Source organism: Bartonella sp. AA86SXKL, from assembly GCF_042196885.1.
Window position 1 is genome coordinate 39,908 of sequence record NZ_JBHIRE010000001.1, and the last position, 18,519, is coordinate 58,426.

Genomic DNA, 18,519 nt, shown 5'->3' on the forward strand with positions numbered 1-18,519 from the left:
ATACCCCACGGACTTTCTCTTTTAAATTAAAAGTATATTCAAAATAATGATACTCATTCCACTGATATCTTGTACTTATCTCCTGCTTTATATCCTACGAATTTCTTCTACGAAGCTGATACATGCCGCATCAGAGCTCCGTAGATATTTCTAACAACTACTCCACAGGAAACTGCGTATTTGGATCTTGCTCCATGGGCATTTCTGAACCAGGTGCTTGATCTACAGGAGTTTGCGTACCTAGACCCTGCCCCATGGGCATTTCTGAACCAGGTGCTTGATCTACAGGAGTTTGCGTACCTAGACCCTGCCCCATGGGCATTTCTGAACCAGGTGCTTGATCTACAGGAGTTTGCGTACCTAGACCCTGCCCCATGGGCATTTCTGAACCAGGTGCTTGATCTACAGGAGTTTGCGTATCTAGACCCTGCCCCATGGGCATTTCTGAACCAGGTGCTTGATCTACAGGAGTTTGCGTACCTAGACCCTGCCCCATGGGCATTTCTGAACCAGGTGCTTGATCTACAGGAGTTTGCGTACCTAGACCCTGCCCCATAGGCATTTCTGAACTAGGTGCCTGTTCTACAAGAGTTTGCGTACTTGCACCTTGCTCCATCGAAACCTCTGAGCCCTGTATCTTTTCTGGCTGTTTTCTTACGGATATATCTTTGGTTGATAACTGCTCAGACACTGAAGAATCATCTCTACTTGATATTTCCGGTTCAATAACACGTCCTGAACCACCCATCATATTATAATTCAAATGAGAAATAGCCCACCAAGTTCCCCCAATAATAACAAAAACGCAAATAGCAGCAAACCACAACGCGCTTAAATTCCACTTGGCGTCTGGACCAGAATTCAAGTGCAAAAAGAAAACAATTTGTACTATAATCTGAATAATCGCCATCCCAATAAGATACGCAACCTTTGTACTAACTGCCCAACTTTCCATCATTCCATACATCACAGGAATAAAAGAACCCAAAGTGAAAAATACAGCCAGAATAAAACCAACCAAATAGGAACCAGTACTGGGACCATGTGTTTCATTTTGCACGCTCATCACAACGCTCCTAATAGATAAACCATGGTGAAAACACCAATCCATACAATATCAAGTAAATGCCAAAAAATGGAAAGGCATGCTAAACGTGTCTTATTGTTCTGATCCAAGCCATTACGACGAAGATGAAAAAACATCACAACCATCCAAAGAAGGCCAACACTTACGTGAAGTCCATGGGTGCCAACCAAAGCAAAAAATGCTGACCAATAAGCAGAGAGAATTTCCCGTCCAAAAAGCTGTAAACCTGTTGCAGGATCAATACCCGCATAAGCATTTGGATCGAAATAAAAAACCTCACTCAAAAGTTCATGAAATTCGTAAAGTTCCATACCAATGAAGCAACACCCCAATACAAAGGTAATAGCCATCCATAAACGCACACCACTGATGTTATTTTTATGTGCTTGTACCATTGCAAAGCCATAAGTGACGGATGAAAACAACAAGAAAGCAGTCTCAACCAAAACAAACTTTAAATCTATAAACTCACTGCCCGCTTTACCACCACCATAAGAAGCAGAAAATACAGCAAAACTTGAAAACAGTGTCGAAAACAGGATTAAGTCTGAAAGAATATAGACCCAAAAACCAAACGTCATTACCGAGCTACTATCGTGGTGAAGTTCATCTATAGTGCTCGCGTTATTCATTGTTACAGCACTCATACTATTACTCCTCGTTCTTTAAGAACAGCCGTAAAGGCATCTTCAGTTTTTTGCACTTCTTCAGCTGGAATATAGTAACCATGATGATCACCTGTTAATGAATGACACACAAGCGTTGCGATAAAACCAACCAGTCCAACCGCAACAAGCCACCAAATATGCCAAACAAGCGCAAAACCAACAACTAATGAGAAGAAGCCAGCAATAATTCCAGCCGATGTATTCGAAGGCATATGAATTTTTGTAAATCCACTTGTCGGCCGTTGATAACCACTTTTCTTCATATTCCAATAAGCATCATCAGACTGTATCTTTGGAAGGAGGGCAAAATTATAGGAAGGAGGCGGTGAAGAGGTAAACCATTCAAGTGTACGTGCATCACCCCAAGAATCATTTAATGTTACCGGTAAGTGCCCTTTATGCTTAATACCGTACCAAATCGCCAAAACAACCTGTAGCACGAAACAAAGGATACCAAGTAAGATAATACAAGCACCCAATGCAGCAATAATAAACATCGGCTGCCAACTAGGTTCCATGTAATGCTGAAGACGACGCGTCGCCCCCATTAAACCAAGCGCATAAACGGGAAAAAAGGCAAGGTAAAAACCAATAAACCAACACCAAAAAGATGTAATACCTAGTATGCGATTTGGTTTATAACCAAAAACTTTTGGAAACCAAAATGCAATCCCCGCTAAGTACGCAAAAACCACACCTCCAATAATTGTATGATGGAAATGTGCTATCAAAAAGAGCGAATTATGAAACTGCCAATCAGCAGGAACAATAGATAATAAAACACCTGTTAATCCACCACCAACAAATGTAAAGATCATACCCATGCACCAAAGCATAGGAGGCTCAAAGCGAATCCGACCTCTATACATCGTAAGCAGCCAATTAAAAACTTTTACACCGGTTGGAACTGCAATAATCATCGTAGCAATACTAAAAAAGGTATTTACAGCTTCACCCCCACCCATTGTGAAGAAATGATGTCCCCAAACAAGAAGCGAAAGAATCAAAATAACCAACATGGCCCATATCATTGAAGTATAACCAAAGAGGCGTTTTGAAGAAAAAGTTGATACAACTTCAGAAACAATTCCAAAAGCAGGAACAACCAAAACATAAACCTCAGGATGACCAAAAACCCAAACATAGTTAATCCATACCATCGGATTTCCGCCACCAACATTGGTAAAGAAATTCATGTTCAAATAACGATCACATGCCAAGAGTGCAAATGCTACAGCCAAAACAGGATAAATGACTACAATAAGAACATTGCTGACAAAAGCACTCCAACAAAAAATAGGCATTCTCATCATTGTCATTCCAGGAGCACGCATTTTAATCATCGTTGCAATGAAATTCACTGATCCCATTGTTGTTGCAATACCAGAAAGCTGAAGTGACCATAAATAATAATCTACCCCTGTATCTGGACTCGTTTGCAATTCTGTAAAAGGTGGATACATCAACCAACCACCACGACCAAAATTCCCAACACCTAGGGATATGTTAATCAATATCGCCCCTGCAGCCGTAATCCAAAAACCTAGATTATTTGCAAAGGGAAAAGCAACATCACGCGCACCAATTTGAAGTGGTATAAGATAATTAAAAAGACCAAATAAAATAGGCGTGGCCATGAAAAAAATCATGATCGTACCATGCGCCGAAAAAATTTGATCAAAATGCTCAGGGGGCAAATAACCTGCTGTTTCACTCCCAAGAGCTAAAGCTTGATGCGTTCGCATCATAAGTGCGTCCGCAAAACCGCGAACAAGCATAATAATTCCAAGAACGATGTACATAATACCTATGCGTTTATGGTCAACCGTTGTAATCCAATTTCGCCATAGAATCCCCCACCACCCAAGTACTGTTAGAGCAATAACAGCAATTAAACCAACCAAAACAATCGCAATACATGTATACAAAACGATCGGTTCATGTGCAAGCGCATGAAAAGCACCTGCCGTAGGATCTGTAAGTCTTCCAAACATTTCTCAACCCATTTCAAATGAAATTCAAGTTTAAAAGAAACCTTTGTTAAAAGGGCTCTTTACTTTATTGACTCTGTTAAATAACATCAGGATCAAATACTGAACATAGTGCACCCCATAGCGTCTGAACAGCAGCACGTTTCATTAAATCTTCATTACATACCGTCTTTTCATCGACACATCGATTAACAACACGATAGTAAAGCCGCTTCTCAACAGGTGCAAAATAACGAACTTCAGCATCTTTTTCCTTCGCAGCAATATCACCCATACGAGGCGCAATAGAAAGTTGACGATAAGATGAACGATCAAGTACTCGACCATTAGCCCGAGCTTTTACAATCCAATCCTCAAAATCCTGCAAAGACACAGAATGCCACTTAAACCGCATACCCGAAAAACCATCACCACTATAATTTGCTGAGGCTCCTTTGAATACTCCTTGCTCTTCAGCGACCAAATGCAACTTAGCATTCATCTGCGGCATAGCGTAAAGAACAGTACCCAATTTGGGAACCCAAAAAGCATTGACAGAATTCTCTGACGTCAATTGCAATAAAACTTGACGTCCTTCAGGCGCATAAATCTCATTAATCGATGCAACACCGTATTCAGGATAAATAAAAAGCCATTTCCAATCAAGAGCAACAGCATCAATCTGTAATGGCTTTCCTTCACCTACAACTTCCACTGGAAGAGGATTTGTAGGTTCAAGCTTATAGGTATAATAAGCTGTTAATGAACCTAAAACCATTACAATTACAACTGGAATACCCCACATCAATGCTTCAATTTTATTTGAATGTGCCCAATCAGGAGAATAGTCCGCTTTCATATTCGATGCACGATATTTTATAGCTAAAAATACCACACTCACCATAACTGGGATAACAATACAAAGCATCACCACCACACAAACAACGATCAAAATGAGCTGTTGACGTGCAACATAACCTGATGGCTGCATAACATCAATTTTACAACCAGACAAAAGCAGTGCTCCCCCTAAAATCACAAGCATTTCTAATTGTCTAACAAAGCTTTTCATCTCTATTTACCCCCGTCATACGCACTAAAAACTGTCATAAATATATACCTCACATTGTACAGATTTGAAAATAATTATCAAGAGAATTAAATGCCTATATTACTCTTATTAAACGCTTACTCTTTACCTATCACAATTTAATTGTTTTGCTTAATTGTTTTGCAATATACTCAAGTGCAAACCGATATCCATCACCTCCACACCCAGTTATGATAGCGTCTACACCTGCAGATGTATAAGAATGGTGACGAAAAGCTTCACGCTGATAAATATGAGATAAATGAACTTCTACTTTCGGCCCTGAAAACATTTTTAGGGCATCAAGAAGTGCAACAGATGTATGACTGTAAGCCGCTGGGTTAATGATCAATCCAGAACTTGCCTCTATTGCTTCTTGTATCCATGCTACTAATTGCCCTTCACAATTACTTTGATAAAAATTTATTATGATATCATTTTTTTTTGCCCATTCTCTGCATCTTTTTTCAATATCTTCTAGAGTTTCAGTTCCATAAATTTCTGGCTCACGTTGACCTAGAAAATTTAAATTAGGACCATTTAAAATCGTTATTATCTCTGACATAGCAAGCCTTTTCTTTCAGATCTATCACTTATTAAAAAAATATTTAGCATGTTTTTACGGCAATAAAGCGCCATCCTTAATCTCAAAGAATTCTGCGCGTCCTTTTAAGTCATCAAATAAAAGACGATCTGTTCCTGTCATAAATGTTTGTACAGCTAAATCATCAAGAATATCAAATAGAGCAGCACGTCGATGCGAATCAAGATGGGCAGCCATTTCATCAAGAAGAAGAATGGGAGATCTTTCCGACATCATACCTGTTAGACGTGCATGACACAAAACTAAACCTGTTAGCAGCGCTTTTTGTTCACCTGTTGAACAAGATGTTGCTGCTCTATTTTTATCAGCATAAAAAACCTGCAAATCTGCACGATGTGGTCCTTCTAACGTCCGACCAGCAGCACGATCCATTGCGCGATTATGCCGCAATCGATCACAAAATTGTTCTTCAACTTCAGTTGCTGATATTTCACTAAGAGCTGTTTCTAAAAAACCATCAATTTGCAAAAAAGCTCGTGGAAAAGGTATCTGTGAGGGCATTTGTGTAAACATGTCATTTAAAAGACGAATAACATCAACACGCGCCGCAGAAATAGCTGTCGCCAATTCTGCCATTTGCTTTTCTAAAGCATCAAACCAAGCACAATCTTCATTTCCATCTAAAAACAAACGATTACGTGCGCGCATAGCTCTATCATAATCGGCTATGCGGCGCCTATGCAAGGGATCAATCGCCAAAACCATACGGTCCAAAAAACTACGGCGCTCAAGTGAAGGACCTGTAAAAAGACCATCCATAGACGGTGTTAGGACACTAATATGACAATAATCTGTTAGGCAATCACTCGACTCATTCACACCATTAATATGGACCTTTCGACTGTTATCGCTAACCTCAAAAGCTGTACCAATCTTTACTTCACCATAAAGAGCGCATTCAAGACGCGCAAATACAACAAATCCTCCACCACCACCATCTACAAAGCTAACGTCAGAATAAACAGCACGCCGCAAACCACGACCAGGAGAAAGAAAAGATAACGCCTCTAAAAGGTTCGTCTTACCAGCACCATTATGGCCAGTAAAAACCACATGCTGACCAGAAAAATGAATATTGAAAAAAGAATAATTGCGATAACGTAAAAGCTTCAGCTGCCTCACTGCCACTTTGTGCACATGACTGGCCATGCATTGCAAAACAACTGCCCCTAAACGCGAATAGGCATCAGTACATAGAGCACATTCGCATCATCATTATCACGAATCAGAGCTGGTGCTCCAGCCTCAGCCAACATAAAAACCATCTCATCACTTGAAAGCTGCCCAGCAATATCCAAAAGATAACGTGAATTAAATCCTATCTCAAGCGGTTCAGATGCATAAGTTACTGATAATTGATCTTCTGCACTGCCCGAATCTGGGCTATTAACAACAAGCCTTAACTGTCCATGCTCAATCGTTAATTTAACTGCACGCCCCCGATCACTTGAAATCGTTGAAACACGATCAACTGCAGAAGAAAAGTCCTGCCTATTAACAATTAATTCTTTATCATTTCCAAGAGGGATAACACGTTGATAATCTGGAAATGTTCCATCAATTAATTTTGATGTAAAAATCACAGAGCCTATAGAAAAACGAATTTTTGTCTCCGAAAGCTCTATACATACATCGCTATCATTTTCTTCTGAAAGAAGTTTTTGCAATTCTCCTACAGCTTTACGGGGAACAATAACACCAGGCATTCCCTCAACTCCCGAAGGAGCTTCCATCTCAACTTGTGCCAAACGATGACCATCAGTTGCAACCAAACGCAATTTCAAAACACCATCATTAATAATATGGAAATAAATACCATTAAGATAATAACGGGTTTCTTCAGTAGAAATAGCAAATTGTGTACAATCAAGTAAATGTTTTAAGCCTGATGCCGATAGAGAAAAACGATAACCAAATTGCCCAGGAAGCGACTCTGGAAAGTCTGCCTTCGGAAGACATTGAAGCTGAAAATGTGCACAACCCGAAACAACGGACATTGTACCTGCTTGATTCTCATCGAGGGATAATACAACTTCATTGCTATCAGGAAGTTTTCGAATGATATCATAGAGCAAATGTGCCGGAACAGTTGTTGCTCCAGCTTGTTTAACATTAACTGCAAAAGATTCCATAACCTCTAAATCAAGGTCTGTTGCTTTTAACTGTACACGGACATTTTCTGCATCAATCAACACATTCGATAAAATAGGAACAGTATTACGGCGCTCTACCACACGGTGAACCCGACCAAGAGACTTGAGAAATTGACTGCGATCAACTGTAATACGCATAAAAGCCCCGTATGATTTACTAAAAACTATAAGAATTCCTTAGAATTAAAGAATAGATCCCTTTAGAGAATCGCCTGCTAGAGTTTATTAAACCTCTCTTAAAATGGCAAGTCACTCCTGCATAAGAAAAAATAAATCTTTTCATTAAATTCTTTAAAGTCTCTCCAAAGAAAGAAACGATAAACACTATACAGCCTGTTCTCCAATCAACCGTTTAAGCAACTCAAGTTCCTTAGCCAAGGTCTGATCACCACAAACCAAATCTTCAATTTTACGCACAGCGTGTAAAACTGTTGTATGATCACGCCCACCAAAACGGCGCCCAATTTCTGGTAATGAGCGAGGAGTTAATACTTTTGCTAAATACATTGCAACTTGCCGTGGCTTCACAACCGTACGTGTTCGACGATTAGATAACAAGTCCTGTTTAGAAACATTATAATGGCGTGCTACCGTACGCTGAATTTCTTCAATCCGAATACGCTTAGGTTCACCAGGACGTGTCAAGTGACCTAATAACTCATCAATCCGCTCTAAAGATAAATCAGACTCAAAAGATTGACGAAACAAGAGCTGATTAAATGCACCTTCAATATCACGCCCAGACCCTAAAACCGTTTTCGCAATATATTCCAAGATATCATCAGAAATTGATACCATGCCATCATCTTGTTGTGCCACCTTCAACCGCTGGCGCAACATTTGCAAACGCATTTCATAATCTGGTGCTTCAATTTCAAGAGCGACCCCTCCCTGAAGACGAGAGCGAACGCGAAGATCAAGCGATTCTAATTCTGCTGGTGGACGATCTGCAGCGACAACAACCTGTTTTGCACTATCAAGCAACATATTAAGCAAATGGCAAAACTCATGTTGTATCGACTTACCCTGCAAAAACTGCATATCATCAATAATCAAAAGGTCGATATCACGAAGCTGTTCTTTAAAAGAAAGAGCATCATTATCACGAATAGCTGTTGCAAAACGCCACATAAAATATTCAGCAGTTAAATAAATAACGCGCGCAGACGTTAAACGCTTCAATGCAGAAGCAGCAATCGCTTGAAGCAAATGTGTTTTTCCTAAGCCAACAGATGCGTGAATAAAAAGAGGATTAAAACGCAAAGCACTTTTATGCCCTTCTGCAATGGAACGCGCTGCTGCTAAAGCAACACGATTAGAAGCCCCCTCAACAAAACTTTCAAAAGTATAGCGAGAATCAAGTGGAGATCCAAAAACTCCCGTTTGAGAATTCTTAACTGAATGCTCTGCGCAACTTTCAACAAAAGATGAAGTCGCCTGCTCCTCTAGCACAACAGGAGGAACACTTCTTTTACAAACGACATCTCTTGAAACGCGTTCCATACCACGAACAATAACTTCAACACGAAGAATTGCTGAATTCTCTTGTTTCCATAAATGTGTCAGAAGAGAACCATAGTGATTATTAATCCATGAACGTAAAAAAGCAGTAGGAACAGAAAGCTTTACAAGAGTATGACTATATTCAGCAAGCTTCACACGTCCAAACCAACTGGTATAAGCCTCAACACCAACCTGCACCTTTAATTGCGCCATAACACGTATAAAAGCCGCCGCACTTTCCTCCTCTGAAACAATAGAATGCCCTATAGAAGCATTTCTACAAACGTTCTCATCACTTTCCGTCATCCTATTCTTTATTATGTTCTCTGCCGACAGGATATTTACCGAAACCCTTTTAAAGGAACTAGCTTTAGAGTTCAATTTATCCACCATCTTCCATCCTGATAAAAATAAAATTTTGTCCTGCCAAACAACTAAAATAAATCTAGCGAAGGCAAAACGCCCTACCCCAAATAAGATTACTCACCCTCCCCTAGGATAGCCTCATCACAACCCCACTAACAAAGATGACCAATAAGATTTACTTGCACTCATGATATGACCCACCCTTCTAAAATGGTAAACATATCCATTAAGAAAACTAAAAAACCGTCAGAAAACCTCTCCAACACAAAAGTTTCGAAAAGCCTAAATCAAAACATCTTGTATTCAACAAAATACAGAATAATGCGCTGATGTGACCCCTTCATGCTTCTTAGTCTTCATAAGAACCATACAAAACAGCAGAGGTAAAATGCAAGAGGTCAAAATAAAATCAAAAAACCCGAAAAAAATGCTTATATTAATGAGGACTGAAAAAAATATTGATTCAATTCATTTTTTTTCTCTAAATTTACCAATAATTAAAGAATCTCTTCAGATTTAAAAAAAAAAATAAAATGCTTGACAAAAAAGACTCTGTACAAATCCACAAAGCTTGTGGATAACCATACCTCCCCCTATAAACTTTCTCTCCTTTTTCAAGTGGAGAATCATTATCGATTCTTATTTTCAATAGAAACTTTTTGAAATAATAAACAAAAAGCCAGCATCCTCATGGATACTGGCTTTGTTCTCAATTAAAGGAGAAAAGCTTAAACGCTGAGAGCCTTCAAACGTTTAGCTAAACGCGATACTTTCCTCGCAGCAGCATTTTTATGAAAAACCCCTTTAGAAACTGCACGCATAATTTCAGGCTCAAAATTCTTAAATGCAATCTCTGCAGATGCCTTATCGCCACCCGCTAAAGCATCATCAAACTTACGTATAAAAGTACGAACGCGTGAACGGCGGGCCTTATTAACCTGTGTGCGCGCCGCAACCTTGCGCACCGCTTTTCGAGCAGAAGGTGTATTCGCCATAAATATAATCTCTCTTTCAACACCTTGGTAAAATGAGTCTCAATAACAACTCTACCAATATAAATAAATCCAACCCAAGCAAAACTATAAAGCTGCCTATAACTGTGTGGTTTATAGCGCAATCCTAAAGCTAACGTCAATTAGATTTTCAAAGATAGCCATAAAAAAACGAAGCCAAACTCTTTGATCCGCAACTTTATAGCTTAATAATAGATATTCCTTAACAAACAAAAGAATTTAAACGGCTAACTTACGCAAGACATATTGCAAAATTCCACCATGATGCAAATAATCTAGCTCATCTTCAGTATCAACACGGCATAATAATGGAACGGTTTTTACCGTACCATCAGAAAAAGTAATTTTCGCTACAGTCTTTTGACGAGGTTTCAAGTTATGAATCCCTTCAATTGTCACCTTTTCATCTCCCTTTAAGCCTAAAGATTTCCAACTTAGTCCCTCTTCAAAGACAAAAGGGACAATGCCCATACCAACAAGATTAGAGCGATGAATCCTTTCAAAAGACTGCACAATCACTGCTTTGACACCAAGAAGATTGGTCCCCTTGGCAGCCCAATCGCGGGATGATCCATTACCATATTCAATACCTGCAAAAACAACGAGTGGAATACCTTCTTGTTTATACGCCATTGCTGCATCGTAAATGGTTTGTTCTACCGCTGACGGATAATGAACCGTATAACCTCCTTCTCGACCATTTTCCCCTAACATGAAATTACGAATGCGAATATTGGCAAAGGTCCCACGCACCATAACTTCATGATTCCCACGACGCGTTCCATACTGATTAAAATCAGCCACTTTAACACCATGATCCATTAAATATTTTCCGGCAGGAGAAGCTGCTTTAATAGAACCAGCAGGAGAAATATGATCCGTCGTGATTTTATCACCAAATAAACCTAAAATCCGTGCATCTTTAATATCTGGTAAGATATCAGGTGTTTTCTGCATATCATCGAAATAAGGTGGATTGCGTACATAGGTGGATTGCTCATCCCAAGAATAGGTAGAACCCGTAGGAATCTGAACTTTTTGCCAATTTTCATCTCCCTTAAAAACATCTGCATACTTTTCGGCAAAAACCTTCCGCGTGACATTTTTTTCGATAAACTCCTGTATTTCTTGAGAAGTTGGCCAAATATCTCTCAAATAAATGGGGTGGCCATTTGAATCTTCACCTAGAGGCTCCTTGGTTAAATCTTTACACACCGTCCCGATGAGCGCATGTGCAACAACTAACGGTGGTGAAGCTAAATAATTCGCTTGCACATCAGGGGAAACACGCCCTTCAAAATTACGATTTCCTGAAAGAACCGCAGATGCAATTATACCATTGTCATTAATCGTTTTGGAAATAGCTGGATGCAAAGGACCAGAATTCCCAATACATGTTGTGCACCCAAATCCTACTAAGTTAAATCCTAATGCATCTAAATCTTTTTGCAGACCCGAATTTTGAAGGTAAGCTTCAACGACTTGTGAACCAGGTGCAAGAGAAGTTTTTACCCATGGTTTACTCTTAAGACCCTTTGCCACAGCATTTCGTGCCAAAAGACCCGCTGCAATAAGAACACTTGGATTCGATGTATTCGTACACGACGTAATCGCAGCGATCACCACATCACCGTGACCAAGCGTATATTCTTCACCCTCAACCTGATAACGCTTATCTTGTCCAGAAGTCTTCTTATAGTCTTCGACCAATGCCTTCTCAAAACCCTGCCCAACATTTTCCAACGCAATACGTCCTTCAGGACGTTTAGGACCAGCCATAGAAGGGACAACGGTTCCCATATCTAATTCAATTGTATCACTAAAAATGGGATGAGCCACCATTTCATCATGCCACATCCCTTGTGCTTTGGTATAAGCCTCCACTAAGGCAATCCGACTTTCATCACGCCCTGTCATATTGAGATAACGCACTGTCTCCTTATCAATTGGGAAAAAACCACACGTTGCTCCATATTCAGGTGCCATATTTCCAATCGTTGCCCGATCAGCAAGCGTCATATGCTCCAAACCAGGACCAAAAAACTCAACAAATTTACCGACAACACCCTTCCGACGTAGCATTTGGGTCACCGTTAATACGAGATCGGTGGCTGTTACACCTTCCTTAAGTTTACCTGTTAGACGAAAACCAATCACTTCAGGTAACAACATAGAAACAGGTTGGCCTAACATTGCTGCTTCTGCTTCAATACCACCAACACCCCAACCTAAAACCCCTAAACCATTTACCATAGTCGTATGCGAATCAGTTCCCACACAGGTGTCAGGATAAATCGTCTCACAGCCCTCTTCATTCTTCATCCATACACATTGTGCTAAATATTCTAAGTTAACCTGATGACAAATCCCTGTTCCTGGAGGAACAACGCGAAAATTTTGAAAGGCTTGTTGCCCCCATTTAAGGAAACGATAACGTTCACCATTGCGTTCATATTCATGCTCAACGTTTTCCTTAAAAGCCATGGAATTGCCAAAAGCATCAACAATAACTGAGTGATCAATGATGAGATCAACGGGAATGAGAGGATTGATTTTTTCAGCGTTACCGCCAAGTTTAACCATAGCATCACGCATTGCAGAAAGATCAACAACTGCTGGAACACCTGTAAAATCCTGCATAAGAACACGTGCAGGACGGTAAGCAATTTCTGCCCCAGCGCTCCCTTTGTCGTTTAACCACTTAGCAACATTGAAGATATCCTCTTTTTTAACTGTGCGACCATCTTCGAATCGCAATAAATTTTCGAGAATAACTTTCATCGAAAACGGTAAACGAGAAACACCTTCAAGTCCGTTCTTCTCCGCTTCAATCAAGCTATAATAAATATATTCTTTGCCACCAACATTTAATACTCTACGACAATTAAAGCTATCAATTTGAGTCATGACTGTCCACCCTCATACTATAACCACCCAATTTCCAGGAATGAACAACACAAACTACGAGTCAAGGTCGCAGCTTGAGCGCAGACGCAATTACCTCCGCCATCCATTTCCCCTCCACCCTCTAGGCATAATGCGGAAATCAGCGCCAGAAACCATTTTACACCAGATATTGATGTAAGGTATCCCTTATAGAACTATTTCTAGAACTATTCTAGGTACAATTGCATAAAAAATGTGTTTTTTATTCTATAATGCAATAAAGAATATGAAAATAAAAACAAAATAGGCAATCACATGGTGTTATCAGGCAAAGATTTAGCCGCTTACAGAAACGAGGAAATTCTGTTTAAAGGTCTTTCTTTTTGTTTATTTTCACAGCAACTTATGACAATCACCGGTCCTAATGGTATCGGAAAGTCTACATTACTCCGAATCATTGTCGGTCTTCTTGAAGCTGCTGAAGGTCATATAATACTTAAAGACCATGATCAAATATACCCTGTTGCAACTGCTTGTCATTATCTTGGTCCTCAAAATGCTATGAAACCTCTCTTATCTGTCATTGATAATTTGCAATTTTGGGCAGATTTTTACGGTCAACATTTACGTTTTGCGCATGAAGCTCTTGCCGATATTGGTCTTTCTAACCTTGAACATTTACCCTTTAACGCTCTATCAACTGGACAACAAAGACGCGTAGCTATTGCTCGCCTTTTGCTCTCCTATCGTCCTCTTTGGATTTTAGATGAACCAATATCTGGGCTTGATAACCATGCCCAAAAACTCCTTGCCCGTATTTTCCAACGTCATCTCAATCAAGGTGGTATGATTATCGCTGCAACTCATAATTCCATAGGCATTCCAGAAAACCATAACATCGCTCTGGAAAAATTTTTACCTCTCTAGGAGAGAATAAAATGAAAGCACTGTTCTGGCGTGATCTTAAACTATTATTAGCGCTACAAGCCACTTCACTAACAGGATTATTGTTTTTTATCGCTGTTGTTGTCATAACCCCCTTTACCATTGGACCAGATCCCAAAATTCTTGCACAAATAGGACCAGGTATATTGTGGTTTGGAGCCCTTCTTGCAGGACTCCTCAATCTGAACAAACTTTTCCAAATCGATCGTGATGATGGTAATCTCGACCAATTTATCCTTTCAGGAAAAAGACAAAGTTTTACACTAATTGTCTTTACAAAATGTCTTGCCCATTGGGTAGGAACAATGCTTCCTCTTATTTTTGCCACACCTATTTTAGCCCTCATGCTCCATTTAGATATAAAAATAACTTTTACAACAATACTTACCCTTTTATGCGGAACACCAGCTATTATTTTTATTGGTGCTATAGGCGCTGCACTCGCAACCTCATTGTTGCACAGTACTTTGCTTATTTTTATCATTATCTTGCCGTGGATCATTCCAATTATGATTTTTGGTGTTTCCGCTGCTACAGCCCCAATAAACCCAAATACCTCTTTTCTCACTTCTCTAGCTCTTCTCAGCGCTTTTTCACTTCTTTTGAGTCTCTTTAGCTCTTTTGTTGCTGCGATAACGCTTAAACTTTTATCAGAATAATAAAAGATGATTGCCGCATAGCAAAACTCTGCCTATTATGAATTTTATGAATAAACTATCTCGTACATATAAAATCAGGTTACTCCCTGCAAGTTTCACCCTTTTCATGAAAATAAGCAGAGTCGTCTTACCTTGGTTGGCCGGCATAACATTGTGTTTCCTTATCTTAGGGCTTATTCTAGTGATGCATTCCCCTGATGACTATCAACAAGGCATTACTGTTAAGATTATGTACCTTCATGTACCCTTTGCGTGGTTGTCTACATTCTGCTATGTAACGATGAGTGCAGCGGCATTAGGAAATCTGATTTGGAAATATCATCTTGCTGATGTAGCACTTAAATGTGGAGCGCCTATTGGGGCAATTTTTACCGCCTTGGCTCTCATGACAGGAGCGCTTTGGGGGCGACCTACATGGGGAACATGGTGGGTTTGGGATGCACGATTAACATCAGTTTTAATTCTGCTTTTTATCTATCTCTCCATTATCCTGCTTGGGCGTGCTTTTGACAACCAAGTAAAAGCCGCTCGCGCTACTGCAATTCTTACACTTGTTGGATTTGTTAATATCCCTGTTATTAAATTTTCCGTTAATTGGTGGAATACATTGCATCAACCAGCATCATTGTTACGTGCTGGAGGATCAACAATCGACAATGCTATGTTATGGCCCCTTATAACAATGCTCTTTTGTTTTATCTTTATGTTTATTGCTCTTTATTTGATGGCTATGCGAAATGAAATCAATAGTCATTATATCCGAATACTTCAGATTAAAAAATCCCGTCGTGTACAACAACAGGACGCTTCATCATGCTCGACCTAAATGGCATCCACGGCGGAATTTTAGGAAATCTATCTCAGAAAATTGATTTTTTCCTGAGCACCCTTAAACACGAGCAAATTGTTGTTTTAAGCTATGTGCTTTCTGCAATATCCCTCTTATGTCTTATTGGATATATTCTTTGCAAAGCCCTATACCAAAAAAAAATTCTCCAACATCTAAACAAAAAAGAGCTGTCACAAAAAGATAAAGTATAATGAAAAACATCCCTCCAAAACTTAAAAAAAATATATCTTTACCTGTTCTGCTTGTTTTTTTGGGACCATTTGTGCTTTTTCTTCTTCTCATGATGTTTTTTTTCAACTTTATGGATAAAAAACACCTTCAAGATTCTTCTCTTCTCCCAAACGCATTGGCTGAAAAACCTGCTCCCAATATTCATCTTCCTCTTCTTGATAAAGAAAGTTATCTCAATTCAAAACAGTTTAAAGGACGTGTCACATTGGTCAATTTTTGGGGCTCTTGGTGTTTGCCCTGTCGCGAAGAGCATCCTATTCTTATGCAAATTGCACAAGATAAACGTTTTGATCTGATTGGTATTAATTATAAAGATAATAAAACAAACGCCCTGCGCTTTTTAAACAGTTTTGGTAATCCTTTTAAATTTATTGGCTTTGATATTTCAGGATATACAGCCATTGATTGGGGAATATATGGCCCCCCAGAAACCTTTCTCTTGAATAAAGAGAGCATCATTATTGCCAAACATGTTGGTCCCTTAACATGGCAAATTTATCAAAAAAAAATTCTACCAAAAATTGAACAAGCGATTATGACAGAAGAAAAATAATGCAGGTGTGTAAAAACATAACGTTTTATCATGCTATGTATGCTATTTTATTTATACGGCCACTTATTCTTCTTAGAAAGATTTGACAAGAGTATTATCATTGTTGATTCAAAAACATGTGTAAAGAAATATCTGTAGAACAAACCTCCAAAATATGACAAAAATTTTAAGTAGTTTTCATTTTTCTTTAGCGATTAAATATCTGTTTGGGAGCTTTATTTTTGATTATTTGGACAAAACAATATTGCTATAGAACCATCGTTAGCTTAGTGACAGCAACCAACTATTGTTTTCAAAATCATATAGTATTTTTTCTCCGCTTTTTTATCTGAAATACACATTGTTATGAGGGGACTTCACCACTATTCTCATCTTTATAAAATAATAAATCTGCTCTTTTGCAGCGTCATTTTTATATTTATTCCCATTACACTTATCTGTTCGTAATAGACTCCATAAAGTCTATATTGAATCTATACATTCTTATTCTCTCGATAATTTCCCTTATGATTATAACTAATAAGCTTTATTAAGTCTTAATAAGATAAATTCGAGTAAGAAAATATGACTACAATCAAAAAGTCTCATTTAACAGAGAAGATAAGTTATGAGTGCATAATCAATTTATCAATGAACATTATAAAAGAATTCATTGTAAGAAATAAACTTTTGAGATGTAAAAAGTACAAAAGAAGCTTTTTCGAGAGGAGAAAATATATTTTACAGAGAACTCTTTTTTAAGCACTCTATGACGTAATTACTGATCTCAACAGAACGATCACTCGTATACATTAAAAAAACTCTAAGACAAGCAATATTCTAGAAGTTCATATGAGATTATGCGTAAACTTTTATGACGCAAATAAAATAGGCTTTTGTTGCAATCATCATTTTTTATGAAAAATATTTGATTATGTTTTTTCTTCTAAAAATTCTTGCGGTGTAAAACAATATGTTTTTGAGCAAAATTCACATGTGACTGAAATATATTTATTTTTAACCATTTTATTGCGTTCATCAATAGAAAAGCCTTCTAGGATTCCTTTAATTTTTTCGTGTGAACAAGAACATTGATCGACAAGAGAAAAAGGGTTAAAAACTCTAATACCTTGTTCATGAAAAAGACGGAACAAGAGCTGTTTACTACCGACTTGGGGATCTGTTAATTCTGAACTTTCAATCGTTGCCATGAGTATTTTAGCTTCCTGCCATTGGTTATCCAATTGGGTATGAGTTTTCGTTTCTTCTTGCTTTTGATGAGGGGCATCTATTTTATGATGAGACGATTCTTGGGGTAAAAGTTGGATCAAAATACCTCCAGCTCGCCAGCTTTTCTGCTGTTTTCCTTGTTGGTCACGATTAATTAATATAGCAACAGCCAGACGGATATCGGTAGGAATTTGTTCTGATTGATCAAAATAAATACGAGAAGCTTCTTGTAAATTTGATCCATCTAATGCAACTATCCCTTGATAGGGTTGCATATGGGGACCTTGATCAATTGTGAAAGCTAAAGTGCCTTTTCCTAAAAGTGTTTCTGAAGAGGTTTGACCATTGTCTATGGCTTGTTTAAGCTGTTCTTTATCAAAACGAGCGTATCCACGTAAACTGGAAGGAGGCAAAAAATCGCACACCAACATATTAACTGGTCCATCGGAATGAGTTTGTAAAATAAATTTTCCCGTAAGTTTTAGAGAAGTTCCAAGCAGAACCGTTAAAAGTAAAGCTTCTGCTAGAAGATAAGAAACCGGTTCAGGGTATTGATGTCTTGTGAGAATAGAATTTAAAGTTTCCCCAAGTTGTACGGTCCGTCCACGGATATCAAGTTCTTCAACTTGAAAGGGAATAACACTATCATCTTCATGCAAGAAGTTGTTGTTGAGAGAGGCTTCATCTTTAGCTTGTTCACTCATAGCTTTGCCTTTTTTATATAATTTGTTG

Annotated in this window: 15 protein-coding genes and 1 pseudogene; 5 read left to right on the plus strand and 11 right to left on the minus strand. The window is 38.6% G+C overall.

Annotated elements, in window-relative coordinates; all coding sequences use genetic code 11:
* Window positions 1-157: 157 nt before the first annotated feature.
* From cyoD to acnA, 10 genes are all read right to left on the minus strand, one after another.
* Window positions 158-1,066 (minus strand): cytochrome o ubiquinol oxidase subunit IV, encoded by a 909-nt coding sequence (gene cyoD, locus ACFIO5_RS00150; protein ID WP_375705040.1) that lies wholly within the window; start codon window positions 1,064-1,066, stop codon window positions 158-160.
* Complete coding sequence (locus ACFIO5_RS00155; protein ID WP_375617543.1) at window positions 1,066-1,734, minus strand: cytochrome (ubi)quinol oxidase subunit III; 669 nt, start codon at window positions 1,732-1,734, stop codon at window positions 1,066-1,068. The genes cyoD and ACFIO5_RS00155 overlap by 1 nt, the downstream gene beginning before the upstream one ends.
* Window positions 1,731-3,749: a cytochrome o ubiquinol oxidase subunit I gene (gene cyoB / locus ACFIO5_RS00160; protein ID WP_375617542.1), complete on the minus strand. Its 2,019-nt coding sequence runs from the start codon at window positions 3,747-3,749 to the stop codon at window positions 1,731-1,733. The genes ACFIO5_RS00155 and cyoB overlap by 4 nt, the downstream gene beginning before the upstream one ends.
* 76 nt (window positions 3,750-3,825) lie before the next feature.
* A complete protein-coding gene (gene cyoA / locus ACFIO5_RS00165; protein WP_375634015.1) occupies window positions 3,826-4,797 on the minus strand; it encodes a ubiquinol oxidase subunit II in 972 nt (323 codons plus the stop codon).
* A 130-nt stretch (window positions 4,798-4,927) separates the two neighbouring features.
* Entirely contained in the window at window positions 4,928-5,380 is a 453-nt protein-coding gene (gene aroQ, locus ACFIO5_RS00170) for a type II 3-dehydroquinate dehydratase (RefSeq protein WP_375632160.1), read from the minus strand.
* Between the two features lie 54 nt (window positions 5,381-5,434).
* A complete protein-coding gene (recF, locus tag ACFIO5_RS00175; RefSeq protein WP_375611469.1) occupies window positions 5,435-6,568 on the minus strand; it encodes a DNA replication/repair protein RecF in 1,134 nt (377 codons plus the stop codon).
* 20 nt (window positions 6,569-6,588) lie between these two features.
* Entirely contained in the window at window positions 6,589-7,710 is a 1,122-nt protein-coding gene (gene dnaN, locus ACFIO5_RS00180) for a DNA polymerase III subunit beta (RefSeq protein WP_375633700.1), read from the minus strand.
* Between the two features lie 186 nt (window positions 7,711-7,896).
* Entirely contained in the window at window positions 7,897-9,468 is a 1,572-nt protein-coding gene (dnaA, locus tag ACFIO5_RS00185) for a chromosomal replication initiator protein DnaA (protein WP_375611430.1), read from the minus strand.
* A 701-nt stretch (window positions 9,469-10,169) separates the two neighbouring features.
* Window positions 10,170-10,436, minus strand: a complete 267-nt coding sequence (gene rpsT / locus ACFIO5_RS00190; RefSeq protein WP_273790272.1) for a 30S ribosomal protein S20 — start codon at window positions 10,434-10,436, stop codon at window positions 10,170-10,172.
* Between the two features lie 237 nt (window positions 10,437-10,673).
* The gene (gene acnA, locus ACFIO5_RS00195) at window positions 10,674-13,361 is read right to left on the minus strand and encodes an aconitate hydratase AcnA (RefSeq protein ID WP_375636339.1); all 2,688 of its coding nucleotides are present in this window, start codon (window positions 13,359-13,361) and stop codon (window positions 10,674-10,676) included.
* 294 nt (window positions 13,362-13,655) lie between these two features.
* Between acnA and ccmA the strand changes: the two genes are divergently transcribed.
* From ccmA to ACFIO5_RS00220, 5 genes and pseudogenes are all read left to right on the plus strand, one after another.
* On the plus strand, window positions 13,656-14,267 hold the full coding sequence (gene ccmA / locus ACFIO5_RS00200) for a heme ABC exporter ATP-binding protein CcmA (RefSeq protein WP_375617535.1): 612 nt from the start codon (window positions 13,656-13,658) through the stop codon (window positions 14,265-14,267).
* Window positions 14,268-14,278: 11 nt separating this feature from the next.
* A complete protein-coding gene (gene ccmB / locus ACFIO5_RS00205; protein ID WP_375705041.1) occupies window positions 14,279-14,944 on the plus strand; it encodes a heme exporter protein CcmB in 666 nt (221 codons plus the stop codon).
* A gap of 46 nt (window positions 14,945-14,990) precedes the next feature.
* Complete coding sequence (locus tag ACFIO5_RS00210) at window positions 14,991-15,770, plus strand: heme ABC transporter permease (RefSeq protein WP_375633698.1); 780 nt, start codon at window positions 14,991-14,993, stop codon at window positions 15,768-15,770.
* Window positions 15,758-16,010: pseudogene (locus ACFIO5_RS00215) on the plus strand (hypothetical protein). The gene ACFIO5_RS00210 and the pseudogene ACFIO5_RS00215 overlap by 13 nt, the downstream one beginning before the upstream one ends.
* Window positions 15,985-16,578: a DsbE family thiol:disulfide interchange protein gene (locus ACFIO5_RS00220; RefSeq protein WP_375633697.1), complete on the plus strand. Its 594-nt coding sequence runs from the start codon at window positions 15,985-15,987 to the stop codon at window positions 16,576-16,578. Before ACFIO5_RS00215 ends, ACFIO5_RS00220 begins: the two are co-directional and overlap by 26 nt.
* A 911-nt stretch (window positions 16,579-17,489) precedes the next feature.
* Here ACFIO5_RS00220 and ACFIO5_RS00225 read toward each other — a convergent pair.
* Window positions 17,490-18,491, minus strand: a complete 1,002-nt coding sequence (locus ACFIO5_RS00225) for an Hsp33 family molecular chaperone (protein WP_375705042.1) — start codon at window positions 18,489-18,491, stop codon at window positions 17,490-17,492.
* Window positions 18,492-18,519 lie beyond the last annotated feature (28 nt).

Bases quoted from the DNA above. Each gene is read 5' to 3' on its own strand.
- cyoD (WP_375705040.1), bottom strand. From the start codon at position 1,066: ATGAGCGTGCAAAATGAAACACATGGTCCCAGTACTGGTTCCTATTTG.
- ACFIO5_RS00155 (WP_375617543.1), bottom strand. From the start codon at position 1,734: ATGAGTGCTGTAACAATGAATAACGCGAGCACTATAGATGAACTTCAC.
- cyoB (WP_375617542.1), bottom strand. From the start codon at position 3,749: ATGTTTGGAAGACTTACAGATCCTACGGCAGGTGCTTTTCATGCGCTT.
- cyoA (WP_375634015.1), bottom strand. From the start codon at position 4,797: ATGAAAAGCTTTGTTAGACAATTAGAAATGCTTGTGATTTTAGGGGGA.
- aroQ (WP_375632160.1), bottom strand. From the start codon at position 5,380: ATGTCAGAGATAATAACGATTTTAAATGGTCCTAATTTAAATTTTCTA.
- recF (WP_375611469.1), bottom strand. From the start codon at position 6,568: ATGGCCAGTCATGTGCACAAAGTGGCAGTGAGGCAGCTGAAGCTTTTA.
- dnaN (WP_375633700.1), bottom strand. From the start codon at position 7,710: ATGCGTATTACAGTTGATCGCAGTCAATTTCTCAAGTCTCTTGGTCGG.
- dnaA (WP_375611430.1), bottom strand. From the start codon at position 9,468: ATGGTGGATAAATTGAACTCTAAAGCTAGTTCCTTTAAAAGGGTTTCG.
- rpsT (WP_273790272.1), bottom strand. From the start codon at position 10,436: ATGGCGAATACACCTTCTGCTCGAAAAGCGGTGCGCAAGGTTGCGGCG.
- acnA (WP_375636339.1), bottom strand. From the start codon at position 13,361: ATGACTCAAATTGATAGCTTTAATTGTCGTAGAGTATTAAATGTTGGT.
- ccmA (WP_375617535.1), top strand. From the start codon at position 13,656: ATGGTGTTATCAGGCAAAGATTTAGCCGCTTACAGAAACGAGGAAATT.
- ccmB (WP_375705041.1), top strand. From the start codon at position 14,279: ATGAAAGCACTGTTCTGGCGTGATCTTAAACTATTATTAGCGCTACAA.
- ACFIO5_RS00210 (WP_375633698.1), top strand. From the start codon at position 14,991: ATGAATAAACTATCTCGTACATATAAAATCAGGTTACTCCCTGCAAGT.
- ACFIO5_RS00220 (WP_375633697.1), top strand. From the start codon at position 15,985: ATGAAAAACATCCCTCCAAAACTTAAAAAAAATATATCTTTACCTGTT.
- ACFIO5_RS00225 (WP_375705042.1), bottom strand. From the start codon at position 18,491: ATGAGTGAACAAGCTAAAGATGAAGCCTCTCTCAACAACAACTTCTTG.